Consider the following 15,493-nt stretch of genomic DNA (forward strand, 5'->3'; position numbering starts at 1 on the left):
CAAACTACATAGTGGTAAATTTCGTTTCGTACTGAATGCTTTTGTATTGGTTATACACAACTAAATCAGTACTAATTTGCAGGTACTTTCTTCGGGGTTTCTTGCGGTATGTTAGGGGTTTTCTTCGGAAAACACGTCTTTTTGCGAGCAAAACCCCTAACATACCGCAAGAAACCCCCAAGGAACTCCTAACAAATCCCCTATTATATTAAATATTCAATAGACTCATATGTAGTTCAAAATTTTCACAACCAATAAAAAGGGTATTACTCCTTTGCTTAATCCTCCAAAAGAACAAATAAGAGCGTTCGCTGCCGAATACAATTAGACAGTTAGATACACTACAAAAAAACAAGAAATAGCAATAGATAAAACATTTATTGATTTAAGGATAGTGAAAAATCATCACTATACCTCGTTACTACCGTTCTAAAGGCTTTAAAAATTTACCTCCAGTAAATCACCCAATATTTAAGACATACAAGTAGATCCACTGTTATAGAACCAATAAACAATAAAAAAGATAAGATATAAAAGTGTTAGGAAACAAGAAAGCATACCTTTCTAAGATAGTATTAGCTACAAGCTTATTCTCCAATTTTAGATAGCAATTACTATTCATAAGAAACACTGATGCAATTTAAAGTTTATCTCAAACTGATTTTCTGATATGCAGGTTAGCGCATTAATAATAAGAAATATTTGTTTCCATTAATATCAATAGCCTCAAATCCACCATCAATAGATTCTTTAACATCTACAAAAATCTTCTCCTCAGAATTGACATAAATATAACCTGCAGCATTCTCCCCCCTAAATACAATCTCCCCTTTGTACTTTTCTCCCTTTTTTCCAAATGCTTCCACTTTGACAAGCTTTTCACTTTCATTGCTTTCACTGTCAGTTTTTAAATCTATATGGTAATTTTGCTCCTTTGCTTCCAAAGCACCAATTTTGTTTGGGCTTTTCTCTTTACAAGATACAACTCCATAACAAAATCCAGTCATTATAGACATCCACAATGCTATGCGATACCTGTTTAAACTAAACATTGATTCCATTTTTCATTCTAAGTTTTTTATAAATGTACAATGAGTCAAATAAAAACGATAAGAATAAATAGTTAAGCAAGCTATTTTGTGAGTAAACGCAAAGCGAACACTGCTATTTTAATATTTAATTAAGAAACGATACGTTAAAATACGAATGGTTTAAAAAGGAAATTGAATAAAAATTCTCAGAAAACTATAACACCCCTAATCGTTAAACACCTCAAGTGCTATAAACGCACACGCTTCTGCATCAGCCAAAGCATTGTGGTGATTTTTCAAGTTATATCCAACGTAAGAAGAAACCGTATTCAATTTGTGATTAGGCAATTCAGGGAACATCTTCTTTGCTTTTCTATATGTACAATAAAACGGGTTGTTAGGTATGGGTAAATTATAGGCTGCTAAAACAGCTTTAAAACACCCCTCGTCAAAAACACTATTATGTGCAACTAAAGGCAGGTCGCCAATAATAGCATTCATCTCTTGCCAAATGTCAGGAAAAAAAAGAGCAGATGCTGTATCTTCAGAGGTCAATCCGTGAACCTGCGTATTCCAATAACTATAAAAATCAGGAATAGGTTTTATCAGACTATAATAACTATCTGTAATGACGTGATTCTCTACAACTACTAATCCTACGCTACAAACACTACTTCTATGTTGGTTAGCAGTTTCAAAATCAATGGCTACAAAACTTTCCATATCTCAACTTTTCGATTGGCTAAATTAATGATAATCTCTCAATCTGTTTCACTTAAGAACAAATAACTCAAACAAATCCTAATCTGCTTAGAACAGAAAAAACTTGAAAAGACTACTGAAACTATTTCACCTAAATGCTACTATTTTTACATACTAACACCCCACTCTCCCCATGTTCTCTCTCTACAACTACAAAATAGACTCTTCGTACTTTTCTATATCTAAACACGCTCTACTCAACCAAAATACAGAAAAGAAGAAACTTAAATTGATTTTAAAAAATTGTTCAAACTAACAGATAATTGTACTTTAGCACAACTACTATTTTTTGATAAAATGAAGAAACTATTTTTACTATTTACATTAGTGCCTTTTTTGAGTTTTGCACAGAAAACAGAATTAAAAGAAGGAGATCTAATCTTTCAAAACCTAAATTGTGGACCATTATGCGATGCAATAAACGAAGTAACTTTTGGGTATAATGACAACAATTTCAACCATATTGGAATGGTTATTAATCACGAAGGCAAACTACAAGTTATTGAAGCTACTCATCCAGAGGTATGTATCACCCCATTAGATGAGTTCCTGGATAAGTCACCCAATCCAAGTCATTTAGGTAGAATAAACAAGAAATACCGCAAACTAATAGAAAAAGCGAAGGAGTTTTCTCTACAACAAGTAGGAGTTCCATATGATGAGAATTACTTACTCGATAACGGAAAATATTATTGTTCCGAATTATTGTACGATGCCTTTAAATATGCTAATAATGGCAAATCATTCTTTTATTTATTTGCCATGACTTATAAGTCAAAACACACAGAAGAATTCTTTCCAGTATGGGTTGAGTATTTCGAAAATCTGAATCAACCGATACCAGAAGGTTTACCTGGGCTAAATCCTGCAGGTATGTCATACTTTCAACATTTAACAATGCTGGGAGCAATAGAAAGGTAAATCGAACATCACTTTTCAAATATCACTAACTCCGTTAGACAAAAATAAATCTCGTCCTATTTTGATTGAATAATCAAAATAGGACGAGAACATTTTTATACAATTCGTACTGTCTCTAATAAAATTCAAAAAGAAACGAACTCCATTGATCTACTTCGGTCATGAGCGTTAAACTGAATATCTCCATCCCTCTTTCAATCCACTCAAACAGGAGGTCTTTACACATAAAGTCAATTTATCTTTAGAATAAGGCAATATCACGAAGCTAATACCTTACTACAAGATACCTATTTGCTAACTACTGCTTTGCTTTTCTTTCAATCAATAAAACTAAAGTAAATACAGCTCAGAAACACAAAAACAACATTCGAAATCACGAGATAAAATGAGGAGAGACAAAAGGAGTACTCGAGCATATAAACACTGATATTATCAAGACAACCAAGAGACAGAGACTTCTAAAAGAACGAATACTTAAGTAGATAAAACACATTAAAAAAAGCTCCTTCGTTAGTAAGAAAGAGCTTTATTATATTCTCAGGAATTAGATAGATTTCATCAGTGCTATAATTTCACTTTCAACCTCTTTACCTTTATCTTTTGTGTACCATTTTTGCAGTTCGATTTTTCCTTGTTCATCAACTGTCCCGTGAGCCGCTTTGTAGTCTTCTACAAGTTTTTGAGCTAAAACAGGACGTGGTCCCCAATCAGCTACAACTTGCATCGTTTCCTTATCAACAATAATCAATTTTGGAATAGCTCTACCTCCATTAGTTAAAAACTGATCCATCAAATCAAGGTTCTTGTCGCGGAACACAAGCTTTAGATCAATGCGGTCAGATGATTCAGCCATTTTATTAATCATGGGTACGATTTGCGCTGCATCACCACACCAAGATTCAGAGATAACCAACCACAAGTAATCTTTTTTCAATTGTTGCAAATAAGCAGCAGCTTCTTCTCCGACTTTTAAAGTTTTATCTAATCTATTCAAGCGCGTTTCATTCAATTGAGCATAGCTCAAATAACTCTCATCAATCTCTAAAGCAGCAATATTATTTGCCAAAGCTTCGCTAACGAAAGTTCTAAATTCACTGTAAGTAAAACTTTTATCAAGCGTTTTCAGGTCTATCTGTATCATTTTGTGTAAATTTATTCTTTGTTATTTCAAAGATACATCTTTTTTAAGCAAAACACTTTAACAATACAAAGGACTATGAGTAAGAAAACTATAGGATTAGTTTTATCTGGAGGCGGCTACAAAGGACTCGCTCATGCAGGAGCATTAGAGTTTTTAGAGGAACAGAACATAAAGCCTACATCACTTGCAGGCACAAGTGCAGGATCAATAGTTTCCTGTTTGTATTCGTATGGAATGCCACCAAGAGAAATATTAGATTTTTTTAAGTCTGTCAATTTATTCAATTGGCAACATTTCACCTTAAAAAAAGCAGGCTTGATCGATGTAAACGCATTTGATAAATATCTAAACAAAGTCTTTAGTGATAAAACTTTGGGGGAACTAACTATTCCAGTGTATATTACAGCAACAGATATTTCAAAAGGCACTTTACATATTTTTGATAATAATACAAAAGTAGCTGATGCTATTTTAGCTTCAAGTGCCTTCCCCGGAATATTCTCTCCCTACGAAATAGGGGATAAAATATATAGTGATGGTGGTATTGTAAACAATTTCCCTATCAATATAATGAAACAAGTAACCGATTTTGTTATAGGTATAAATGTTACACCAATCCAAGAAGTTCCACAAGACCAATTGAGTTCTATACGCGCTGTCACCCTTCGTGCCTATGAATTAATGACAGCTATGAGCAATATTCATCAGAGTAAGAAGTGCGACTGGTTGATTGAACCTCAAGAGTTAATAAACTATTCTACTTTTGAACGAAATCGTCAAAAAATGGATAAAATATACAACATTGGGTATGAAGCCGCTAAGGAATCCTATCAAAGGAATCAAGATAAATTACAAAAAGCTATTTTATAGAAGTATATAATCTTTATATTTGCAAAACTTTAAAAATAATCTTTCGATGAAATACAAAAGAATTCTACTAAAATTAAGTGGAGAAGCTCTAATGGGAGATCAACAATATGGTATTGATCCAAAAAAATTAGCAGAATATGCTGCTGAAATTAAAAAAGTTCACGACTTAGGTGTTGAAATCGCGATTGTTATAGGCGGAGGAAATATTTTTAGAGGAGTTGCTGGAGCAAATGTTGGAATGGACCGTGTACAAGGTGACTACATGGGAATGCTTGCGACAATAATCAACGGACTTGCTTTACAAGGAGCATTAGAAGCTGCTGGTATGTTAACAAGATTGCAAACTGCCTTAAAAATCGAAGCTGTAGCTGAGCCTTATATCAAAAGAAGAGCAGTGAGACACTTGGAAAAAGGAAGAATTATCATCTTCGGAGCTGGAACTGGTAACCCTTATTTCACAACTGACACTGCTGCAGTACTTAGAGGGGTGGAAATTAACGCTGACGTAATCTTAAAGGGTACAAGAGTAGACGGAGTTTACACGGCAGATCCGGAAAAAGACCCTTCAGCTATTAAATTTGAAAAAATCACTTTCAGTGATGTACTGACAAAAGGATTAAACGTAATGGATACAACGGCATTTACACTAAGTAGAGAAAATGAGTTGCCAATCGTTGTATTCGACATGAATAAAGAAGATAATTTATTAAAAGTTTGTCAAGGGAACGATACAGTTGGAACAACTGTGTCTGTGAACATAAATTAACCTATAATTATGACAGAAGAAATCAACTTAATAATTGACTCTGCAAAAGAGTCTATGGAGAACACTGTAGCTCACTTAGAGAAATCATTATTAAATATTCGTGCTGGAAAAGCTTCTCCTCAAATGTTAGGAGCTGTGTTTGTAGATTACTACGGTTCTCAAACTCCGCTATCACAGGTGGCAAATATCAATGCTCCTGATGCGCGTACATTAACTGTTACTCCTTGGGAAAAAAACATGTTACAACCTATTGAAAAAGCAATTATGATTGCAAACTTAGGATTGAATCCAATGAATAATGGAGATAACATCATTATTAACATCCCTGCGTTAACAGAAGAAAGACGTAAAGACTTAGCGAAACAAGCTAAATCTGAAGCTGATGATGCTAAAATAGGTATCAGAAATGCTCGTAAAGATGCTAATAATGACATCAAGAAAGAAGAAAAAAACGGAACTTCAGAAGATATGTGTAAAGACGCTGAAGAAAGAGTTCAAAAATTAACTGACGCATTCGTTAAAAAAATAGATGATATATTGGCTGTTAAAGAAGCTGAAATCATGAAAGTTTAAAAAAAATCCGCAGGTTTGCGGATTTTTTTATTTCTACTTCTTCGATAAGTTGTAGAGTATAAACTTCTAAAGAATTATTCTTATAATCAATTTTTAAAAAATCCACAGCACTGTGGATTTTTTTTATACTCATCGCTAAAACATAATATTTATCATACGCTAATTCAATATGTTTCACTAACTTACAAGAATTAAATCACAAAAAACAGTAAGTATTATGACTACAAGAACCTTTACACCAGAAGAATTACAAAAATCTAATCCCGTATTTGGTCAGTTTTCCTTTGACAATCACGAACAAATTGTTTTTTGCCACGACAAAGATTCAGGACTAAAAGCTATTATCGGTATCCACAATACCAATTTAGGACCTGCCTTAGGTGGAACGAGAATATGGAACTATCAATCAGAATGGGAAGCTTTAAACGACGTACTTCGTTTATCCAGGGGAATGACCTATAAATCGGCAATATCAGGTTTAGATTTAGGAGGTGGTAAAGCAGTAATCATAGGAGATTCGAAAAAAGATAAGACTCCAGAGATGATTAAGGCTTTTGCTAAATATGTAGATTCACTAAGTGGTCGATATATAACAGCAGAAGATGTAGGTTCTACTACAGCTGACATGGATTTAATACACTCAATTACCCCACACGTAACGGGAATTTCAAAAGAGCTTGGTGGATCTGGTAACCCTTCACCTGTCACTGCCTATGGAGTCTTCATGGGGTTAAAGGCTGCGGCAAATTTCAAATGGGGTACCGATGACCTTAACGGCAAGAAAGTATTTGTACAAGGTATAGGTAATGTAGGCGAAACACTTGTAAAACACCTTACTGAAAATGGAGCTATCGTAACGATAACAGACATAAATAAAGAACGCGTAGAATACGTTTCTCAAAAATACAACACAAAGGTTTTCACAGGAGCTGATTTGTTTCTTGAAGATATGGATATATATTCACCTTGTGCTTTAGGAGCGACAATAAATGATGATTCTATTCACAAACTAAAAGCTCAAGTAATTGCTGGAGCAGCTAATAATCAATTGGCAGTAGAGCAAGTTCACGGCAAAATACTACAAGACAAAGGAATCGTATATGCACCAGACTTCTTAATCAACGCTGGAGGAATAATAAATGTTTTTGGGGAAATAGTTCACTATGGACAAGATGAAGCGTTAAAACGCACCGAAAACATCTACAACACAACGTTAGAAGTATTAAACGATGCTAAAAATAAAAAAATAACAACCCTTCAGGCAGCAATGCAAAAAGCAGAAGAACGCATTTACAAAAAAAGATAACACAGTGTACTCACTAAGTCAAATGAAAAGTCAGCAGGTAATAGAGCTGACTTTTTTTGTGAGGATAGAACTTTTAACTGAATCTAATCGAAAACAAAAAAAAGCGATACAATTTAATATGGGTATATGACAATTATCTTCTATTATAGATAGAAAATTACTAAATTTGCGAGTATTTTGTTTTTTAAAAACAGACATACAGATTATTAAAATTATATTTCATCATGAAACATACGAAAATCGTCGATCTTCTAACAGGTAAAAACCTACTGCATGAAGTTAAAGCTAAGGGATGGGTAAAAACCTTTAGAAACAATCAGTTTATTGCATTAAATGATGGTTCTACAATCAACAACATTCAATGTGTAGTAGATTTAGACAAATTTCCAGCAGAGTTACTTAAAAAAGTAAATACAGGTGCTGCTATTTCTGTTACTGGTACATTAATCGAAAGCAAAGGAGCTGGACAGAACGTGGAAATTCAAGTAAATAAATTAAAAGTTTACGGCGAGGCGAATCCAGAAGAATACCCTATTCAACCTAAAAAACACTCTTTAGAGTTCTTACGTGAAAATGCGCATTTGAGAATCAGAACAAATATGTTCGGAGCAATTATGCGTGTTCGAAGTACTTTATCTTATGCAGTACACAAATACTTTCAAGATAATGGTTTCTTTTATTTCAATGCGCCAATCATTACAGGTTCGGATGCAGAGGGAGCTGGAGAAATGTTCAGAGTTACTTCTTTAGATTTTGACAACGTACCGAGAACTGAAGAAGGAAAAGTGAACTTCAAAGAAGACTTCTTCGGGAAATCAACTAACCTAACTGTATCTGGTCAATTAGAAGCAGAAACTTATGCTATGGCTTTAGGTTCTGTGTACACATTTGGTCCTACATTTAGAGCTGAAAATTCAAATACTTCTCGTCACTTGGCAGAGTTCTGGATGATCGAGCCTGAAGTAGCTTTTAATGACTTAGACGACAATATGGATCTTGCAGAAGATTTCATTAAATACGTTGTGAGATATACCTTAGAAAAATGTCATGATGATTTAGTATTCTTAGATAAGCGTTTACAAGACGAAGAAAAGAACAAACCACAGGCAGAGAGAAGTGATATGTCTTTATTAGAGAAGCTAAACTTTGTATTGGAAAACAATTTCAAACGCGTTAGCTATACAGAGGCAGTAGATATATTGAGAAACTCTAAGCCTAATAAAAATAAAAAATTCAAATACATCATCGATGGTTGGGGAGCTGACTTGCAAAGTGAACACGAGCGTTACTTAGTAGAAAAGCACTTCAAATGTCCTGTAATTTTGTTTGATTATCCAGCTGAAATCAAAGCATTCTACATGAGAATGAATGAGGATGGTAAAACAGTAAGAGCAATGGATATTTTATTCCCGGGAATTGGTGAGATTGTAGGAGGTTCACAAAGAGAGGAAAGATATGATGTGCTTGTTGATAAAATAAAATCAATGGGTATTGATGAAGAAGAATTATGGTGGTACTTAGATACTCGCAAATTCGGAACAGCTCCTCACAGTGGATTTGGTCTTGGTTTTGAAAGACTTGTGCTTTTTGTGACAGGTATGACCAATATTAGAGACGTAATTCCATTCCCAAGAACTCCACAAAGCGCAGAGTTTTAAGGGTCTTGATACTTATTAATAATGTTTACTTTATCACATTTTTTTATTATTTTTGATAAATAATTATTTGTAATAAAGTAAACATTTTTTTATTCGCACAATTATTAAACAAAATGCTTAAACAAAGTCTTCAATTAAAGTTATCGCAAAAATTATCACCTCAACAAATACAGTTGATGAAGCTAATTCAATTGCCTACTTTGGCCTTCGAACAAAGGTTGAAAGAAGAGTTAATTGAAAATCCAGCCCTCGAAAGTGGTAAAGAAAACGAATCTACGCATGAAGAAGATAACTATGCGGATGAATATGATGATTTTGACAATGACAGAATAGAGACTGAGGATATTAATATTGACGAGTATTTAAGTGATGATGAGACACCTGAATACAAATTACAAGCTAACAACTACAGTAAAGATGATGAAGACTATGAAGCACCTATCATTGCTTTTGACAGTTTTCACCAAGATTTATTAAACCAATTGAACACTTTCATCTTAACAGATGAAAACAGAGCTATTGCTGAATTTCTTGTAGGTAGTATCGACGATATGGGATATATACGCAGAGAAATACAGGATGTAGTCGATGACTTAGCTTTTACTCAAGGTATCTATACAGATGAAGCAACAGTTGAGAAAATCTTAACTATTGTACATGAATTAGAGCCATCTGGTGTAGGTGCCAGAAATTTACAAGAATGTCTACTGCTTCAGCTAAGACATAAAACACCTACAGATGCAATAGAATTAGCAAAAGACATCATAGAAAATCAATTCGACTCTTTTACTAAAAAACATTACGATAAGCTACTTCAAAAATACGGAGTGACCAAAGATCAACTTCGAAATGCCATAGACGAAATTGAAAAGTTAAATCCAAAACCAGGAAGTGCCTATGTTGGAAATAGCCGCATAGTAGAGCACATCACCCCTGACTTTACCATTAAAATAGTGGATGGAGAATTAGAACTATCTCTCAATGGTCGTAATGCACCTGAATTACACGTTTCTAAGGATTACCAAGAGATGTTGCAATCTTACAAAGAGTCTTCTAAAAACAACAACGCTCAAAAAGATGCGGTTCAGTTTATCAAACAAAAGTTAGATGGAGCTAAATGGTTTATTGATGCTATTAAACAGCGTCAAGAAACACTTTATGTAACCATGCGCGCTATTGTGGACTACCAGGAAGAATATTTTATGACTGGTGATGAGACTAAGTTAAAACCAATGATCCTTAAAGATATTGCTGATGTAATTGGCTTAGACATATCTACTGTATCAAGAGTGGCAAATAGCAAATATGTGGATACGCCTTACGGTACGCATTTAATCAAAAACTTTTTTTCGGAAGCTATGGTTAATGATCAAGGAGAAGAAGTATCTACTATTGAAATCAAAAAAATACTCCAAAACATCATTAATGATGAGGAAAAGAGCAAACCTTATCCTGATGATAAATTAGCTGAATTATTAAAAGAAAAGGGCTATCCTATTGCAAGGAGAACAGTTGCTAAATATAGAGAGCAATTAGATATTCCTGTGGCGAGAATGCGCAAACGCATTTAATTTTTCTATTTAGTGAAGCTACACTTTGTTTTAAGGTAATAACAATATGGAAAAAACTCTTAAAATATTATCTTATCTATTTCACCCTATAGTAATTCCCCTATTTACGGTATTGCTTTATTTTTACTTTACAAGTGACTTTTTTAATAGTACAGAAATACTCATTATATCCATTCAAGTGGGTATTATCACTATACTCTTACCTATTACAATTTACCTGTTGTTACATTCCCTAAAGCTGATTAGTTCAACAGTTATGCTGAATAACCCAAGAGAGAGACTTCTTCCTTTCTTTGTCAATATCATCTTGTTAATCAGCCTAAAAGATTACATCTTAATGGAGAATAGTGCGTACGAACTTAAGCTTTACTTTTGGGGATTGATATGCACCTATACTCTTTTACTTCTCTTTCTTTTTGTCAAACAGAAATGCAGTACTCATATGGCGTTATTCTCATCGATGATTACCTTTACTGTTTACTTATTAGTTCAATATCAAATACAAGGGCATATACTACTTATAGCAATGGTAATGCTATTAGGAGGAATTGGAAGTGCGAGATTATACCTAAAAGCACACACTTCGTTAGAGGTTATTTTAGGAACAATAATTGGAATACTACCTCAATTTTTCTTTATATACAACGCTAAGATATTTACTTTATAAAATGTAAAACATTAGCCCTACATTCAACATCTTCAAACGTTGAGAGTCATTAGCAATCATATCTTTTTTATAGATATTGTTCAATCCGTAGTACACGTAGAAATTCCACGTATTAAATCCAAGTGAAGCATAAACACCATAGAGCCATTTATTCAAATTATCGTCATTTCGATAATACCTTGTATATTCACTCGTCTTAGTTTTAAAGCGGTCACTGAAACGATAACTGGCTTTGAATCCTAAATACACACGCCAAAACTTATGGCTATCAGGAGTTGAATTTCTCCAGCGAAATTCTATAGGAAAATCAATAGAGTGAATTGATAAAGCACTTTGTTTATAACTGTCCAAGATGACATAATCTAAATTCTCATTTAAACCAAAACTACTTCTCAAGTTTAAATAAGAGTAACCTATCCCAGGAGCAATTGCTACAGTGCGACTTTTATTAATTGGAAAATCGCGCAAAAATCCACCATTTACACCAATAGAAAATGAATAAGGTGAATAACCTGCGGGTTTATCTTGCATCAAAGTATGAGTCACACCAAAATAAAACTGATCTTCTCTGTACTTATAATCAACTTCCTTAATCACTGAAGTCAAACTGTCCGTCGCTACGAATTCTTCTCCTTCTATCTGACCGAATGAAATAGAAATGATATGAAAGAACAATACAGTAAAAAAGATTTTTTTATTCATAGCTACTATTTTAGAATGTGTATACTAAACCTACACCAAGGGTTTGTTTAAACTGTGCCTTAGGTCCTTCTGTCACCTGCTCTCCGTTGCGTTCCACTTTTGTTTTTACGTTATCGTCATAAATTAAATAGGTACCAACATTGGCACGTACGTAATCATTTACTTTGAGGTCTAATTTTAACTCCCAAGAAACATAGATATTACCAAAGTTATTCAAATAATCGCTATACAGTGTAAGCTTGTGATCTAAAAGTATGTTCTTAAACACTTCTTTCTTCCATTCATTACTCAATAAAAAACCCAATTCGGCATTATACTTTTTTCCTTTTCTCAAAATATTACCCAAGTCATCTTTTTCTGCTTTAGTTACCCCAAAAGCTCCTTGGTTAGCTAAAGTCTGATCGGCTACAAAAGTAGCTTTATAAGTCAATGGCGAAATATAGAACTTCATTCTGCTTTTCGGCAATACATATTCACCCCCAACCCCTACAAACAAATAAGCTGGTGCAAACCAACGTGAGATTGGATCATCTGTATTAGGATAATTAAAACCATCCGTAAACTGTGTTTTAAAGTTTAATTTAGCAACGTAATACCAATCCGATATATTTGATTTTCTATAACCAAAAGAAGAATTGATATCCAAAACGTCGTCTGTCTTGCGAAGTTCGCGTTCAGACTGTTTATTGACACCATATCTTACACTTAAAGTATTATCCCAAACTAATCGTCCTTTTATATACTTGCGTTGAAAATCTCCTTTTAGAATCCCTGAAATAGAATTATCCCCACCCGAACTCCAATTCACAAAGGCAATTTGGTTCAGGTCTAATCCAAGCTTATTGCTCTTTTCCCAATAACCGATTATCTCATCGTTAATAGGCAAAACGTGTAAATCGATTTTTGGATTATAGTTCAATTGAATTTCAGAAAACTTGGGTTTACTCGCTTTCACATAGACTTCTGGTTTAAAAAAAGGCAAGTTATAATTACCGCTTCCTCGTGTATAATTGATACTGTTGTAACTGTAATCTTTAGGAGGTATATATCCCATGAGAGGGTTAAAAGGATTTTCTTGAACTATAACTGTATCTCGTTGAACATCTTCCACCTTGGCAACCTGCGCCACTGGTCTATCAGTACCAATCAAATTACCTTGTGCATATCCCCCAACAGAAATGCTAAAGAAAAAACAAATACTACCTAAAACTTTTGTAAACCTTTTCAAAACTTATTCCTTTATAATTCTAATTATCGATTCTATATCTATACCGCATTCTTCATATTGCTGCTGAACAGTAGCATGCTCGACAAACTGATCGTGAACACCTAAACTTTCAACAGACACACATGAATAATTCTTACTTACAAATTGACTTATCAAACTTCCAAACCCTCCAGAGACAGAAGCATCTTCGATAGTGACAATTCGCTCATACTGCTGACATATTCTATGCAATTCCACCTCGTTCAATGGTTTGACAAAGGTAAAATGACAATGACCCCATGCACTATTCTGCACCTGGTTAAATGCACTAATCACGTGATTACCGATTGTACCAGTAGACAGAATGACAAATTTATTTCCTTTTTGCAATTCACGAACATTTCCAATGCTTATTTTTGAAAAAGATTGTCTCCAATCTTCCCTTAGTACTCCTCTACCGCGAGGATAGCGTATAGCCCAAGGTAACTCAGTTTCCAATTGAGCAGTATACAACAAATTGCGCAATTCAACTTCATTCAAAGGAGCAGCAATAATCAGATTGGGAATACATGATAAATAAGCTAAATCAAATACTCCCTGATGAGTAGCTCCATCCTCCCCCACTAAACCAGCTCTGTCAATACAAAAAACAACTGGCAACTTCTGTAGAGCAACATCGTGAATAATCTGATCATAAGCTCTCTGCAAAAAGGTAGAATAAATAGCGCAAAAAGGCAGTAAACCTTGAGTAGCCATTCCCGCAGCTAATGTTACGGCATGTTGTTCGGCTATTCCTACATCGAAAGCACGTTCTGGAAAGGCATCCATCAAAAAGCCCATTGAGCTTCCTGTAGGCATAGCAGGCGTAATACCAACAATATTTGGATTTGCCTTAGCCAACTCTACTAAAGTATGCCCAAAGACATCCTGATACTTAGCTGGAAATTGCTCTGTCTTTTCTTTTAGTAATTCACCTGTCTGACTATTAAACTTACCAGGAGCATGGTACTTCACTTGGTTTTCCTCTGCTTGTTTAAGTCCTTTTCCCTTTGTTGTAATCAAATGCAGAAACTTAGGTCCCTTTCTCTTTTTAAGTTGTTCTAATTTTTTAATCAGATCCTGCAAATTATGTCCATCTAAAGGTCCGTCATACTTAAAGTGAAGAGATTTGATCATATTGTTAACACGGGGATTCTTCCCTTGCTTAACTGAGGCTAAATAATCCTTTAAAGCGCCAACACTTGGGTCAATACCAATGGCATTGTCATTGAGAATAACAAGCATATTTGTATCGGAAACTCCGGCGTGATTTAGTCCTTCGAAAGCCATACCAGCCGCTATCGATGCATCGCCAATAACAGCGATATGTTGCTTCTTAGTATTACCCTGCAACTTAGAAGCAATTGCCATCCCAAGAATAGCTGATATAGAAGTTGATGAGTGACCAACACCAAAAGCATCATAAACACTCTCATCTCTCTTTGGAAAACCACTTATTCCACCTTTCTGTCTATTGGAATAAAAGTCTTTAAACCTTCCAGTAAGCAGCTTATGTCCGTAAGCCTGATGTCCCACATCCCATACAAGTTGATCACTTGGAGTATCAAAAACATAGTGCAATGCTATGGACAGTTCCACCATACCCAGACTTGCACCTAAATGCCCTTCTTTGGTAGCCACAACTTCAATTATAAAACGTCGAAGTTCACGAGCTAATTCTTCTAACTCACCAATAGTAAGTTTCTTGAGGTCCTTTGGGTTTTGTATCTGATTTAGTATAGTGTAAGACATTCTTTTTAACAAATAAAAAACAAAATTACAATTTTGTTTTTACTTTTGATTCTTTAATATGTTAAGACCACAATGACTGATATACTTTCTGATGAATACTTCATGCAAATTGCAATCAATGAAGCAAAAGAAGCTGCTCTAAAAGGCGAAATACCTGTTGGGGCAATCATAGTAGCCAATAATCAAATTATTGCAAAGAGCCACAATCTGACAGAATTACTACACGATGTCACTGCCCATGCAGAAATACAAGCTATTTCATCAGCAGCTAATTTTTTAAACGCTAAGTACCTAAAGAACTGTACTTTATTCGTAACTTTAGAACCTTGCCAAATGTGTGCAGGAGCTCTTTATTGGAGTCAAATTTCTAAAATTGTATGTGGCGCGGAAGATGAGAAACGAGGCTATCGAGCAATGGGCGGTAAAATACACCCTAAAACGACTATTAAATTTGGTGTACTACAAAAAGAATGTAGTAACTTAATGATTGAATTTTTTAATAAAAAAAGAACATAATAAAATTGCTT

General features: G+C 34.4%; 15 protein-coding genes. 9 read left to right on the forward strand and 6 right to left on the reverse strand.

Translation table 11 applies throughout. The features are described from left to right. Window positions 1-677: 677 nt before the first annotated feature. Both GJV76_RS01655 and GJV76_RS01660 read right to left on the reverse strand, forming a co-directional pair. Window positions 678-1,061: a hypothetical protein gene (locus GJV76_RS01655; RefSeq protein ID WP_155090913.1), complete on the reverse strand. Its 384-nt coding sequence runs from the start codon at window positions 1,059-1,061 to the stop codon at window positions 678-680. A gap of 195 nt (window positions 1,062-1,256) precedes the next feature. Further along, window positions 1,257-1,754 carry a 3'-5' exonuclease gene (locus tag GJV76_RS01660; RefSeq protein ID WP_155090914.1) on the reverse strand — a complete coding sequence of 166 codons (498 nt, stop codon included), beginning with the start codon at window positions 1,752-1,754 and terminating at the stop codon, window positions 1,257-1,259. 336 nt (window positions 1,755-2,090) lie between these two features. Between GJV76_RS01660 and GJV76_RS01665 the strand changes: the two genes are divergently transcribed. Then, on the forward strand, window positions 2,091-2,714 hold the full coding sequence (locus tag GJV76_RS01665; protein ID WP_155090915.1) for a YiiX/YebB-like N1pC/P60 family cysteine hydrolase: 624 nt from the start codon (window positions 2,091-2,093) through the stop codon (window positions 2,712-2,714). A gap of 544 nt (window positions 2,715-3,258) precedes the next feature. Here GJV76_RS01665 and GJV76_RS01670 read toward each other — a convergent pair. Further along, window positions 3,259-3,855, reverse strand: coding sequence for a thioredoxin family protein (locus tag GJV76_RS01670; RefSeq protein WP_155090916.1), 597 nt, complete (start codon window positions 3,853-3,855; stop codon window positions 3,259-3,261). A 75-nt stretch (window positions 3,856-3,930) separates the two neighbouring features. Here GJV76_RS01670 and GJV76_RS01675 point away from each other — a divergent pair, with 75 nt between their 5' ends. The 7 genes from GJV76_RS01675 (at window position 3,931) to GJV76_RS01705 (ending at window position 11,266) form a co-directional block, all read left to right on the forward strand. Beyond that, complete coding sequence (locus tag GJV76_RS01675) at window positions 3,931-4,725, forward strand: patatin-like phospholipase family protein (protein WP_155090917.1); 795 nt, start codon at window positions 3,931-3,933, stop codon at window positions 4,723-4,725. A 46-nt stretch (window positions 4,726-4,771) separates the two neighbouring features. Continuing rightward, entirely contained in the window at window positions 4,772-5,491 is a 720-nt protein-coding gene (gene pyrH / locus GJV76_RS01680) for a UMP kinase (RefSeq protein ID WP_155090918.1), read from the forward strand. A gap of 9 nt (window positions 5,492-5,500) precedes the next feature. Beyond that, entirely contained in the window at window positions 5,501-6,064 is a 564-nt protein-coding gene (frr, locus tag GJV76_RS01685) for a ribosome recycling factor (protein ID WP_155090919.1), read from the forward strand. Window positions 6,065-6,281: 217 nt separating this feature from the next. Next, window positions 6,282-7,370 (forward strand): Glu/Leu/Phe/Val dehydrogenase dimerization domain-containing protein, encoded by a 1,089-nt coding sequence (locus GJV76_RS01690; RefSeq protein WP_155090920.1) that lies wholly within the window; start codon window positions 6,282-6,284, stop codon window positions 7,368-7,370. Window positions 7,371-7,594: 224 nt separating this feature from the next. After that, a complete protein-coding gene (gene asnS / locus GJV76_RS01695) occupies window positions 7,595-9,028 on the forward strand; it encodes an asparagine--tRNA ligase (protein WP_155090921.1) in 1,434 nt (477 codons plus the stop codon). Window positions 9,029-9,141: 113 nt separating this feature from the next. Continuing rightward, window positions 9,142-10,599, forward strand: a complete 1,458-nt coding sequence (gene rpoN / locus GJV76_RS01700) for an RNA polymerase factor sigma-54 (protein WP_155090922.1) — start codon at window positions 9,142-9,144, stop codon at window positions 10,597-10,599. Between the two features lie 46 nt (window positions 10,600-10,645). Beyond that, window positions 10,646-11,266, forward strand: a complete 621-nt coding sequence (locus GJV76_RS01705; RefSeq protein WP_155090923.1) for a hypothetical protein — start codon at window positions 10,646-10,648, stop codon at window positions 11,264-11,266. On the opposite strand, the gene GJV76_RS01710 is transcribed toward GJV76_RS01705, so the two are convergent. From GJV76_RS01710 to GJV76_RS01720, 3 genes are read right to left on the reverse strand one after another with little or no spacing between them, the layout of a single operon-like run. Continuing rightward, a complete protein-coding gene (locus GJV76_RS01710; RefSeq protein ID WP_155090924.1) occupies window positions 11,261-11,968 on the reverse strand; it encodes a porin family protein in 708 nt (235 codons plus the stop codon). The two genes, GJV76_RS01705 and GJV76_RS01710, sit on opposite strands and share 6 nt — an antisense overlap. Window positions 11,969-11,978: 10 nt before the next feature. After that, window positions 11,979-13,196 carry a DUF3078 domain-containing protein gene (locus GJV76_RS01715; RefSeq protein WP_230381476.1) on the reverse strand — a complete coding sequence of 406 codons (1,218 nt, stop codon included), beginning with the start codon at window positions 13,194-13,196 and terminating at the stop codon, window positions 11,979-11,981. A gap of 3 nt (window positions 13,197-13,199) precedes the next feature. Next, window positions 13,200-14,966, reverse strand: coding sequence for a 1-deoxy-D-xylulose-5-phosphate synthase (locus tag GJV76_RS01720; RefSeq protein WP_155090925.1), 1,767 nt, complete (start codon window positions 14,964-14,966; stop codon window positions 13,200-13,202). Between the two features lie 72 nt (window positions 14,967-15,038). Between GJV76_RS01720 and GJV76_RS01725 the strand changes: the two genes are divergently transcribed. Continuing rightward, window positions 15,039-15,482, forward strand: a complete 444-nt coding sequence (locus tag GJV76_RS01725; RefSeq protein ID WP_155090926.1) for a nucleoside deaminase — start codon at window positions 15,039-15,041, stop codon at window positions 15,480-15,482. Window positions 15,483-15,493 lie beyond the last annotated feature (11 nt).

The sequence above is a fragment of the Myroides albus genome (genome assembly GCF_009711045.1).
Lineage (GTDB): Bacteria > Bacteroidota > Bacteroidia > Flavobacteriales > Flavobacteriaceae > Flavobacterium > Flavobacterium album_A.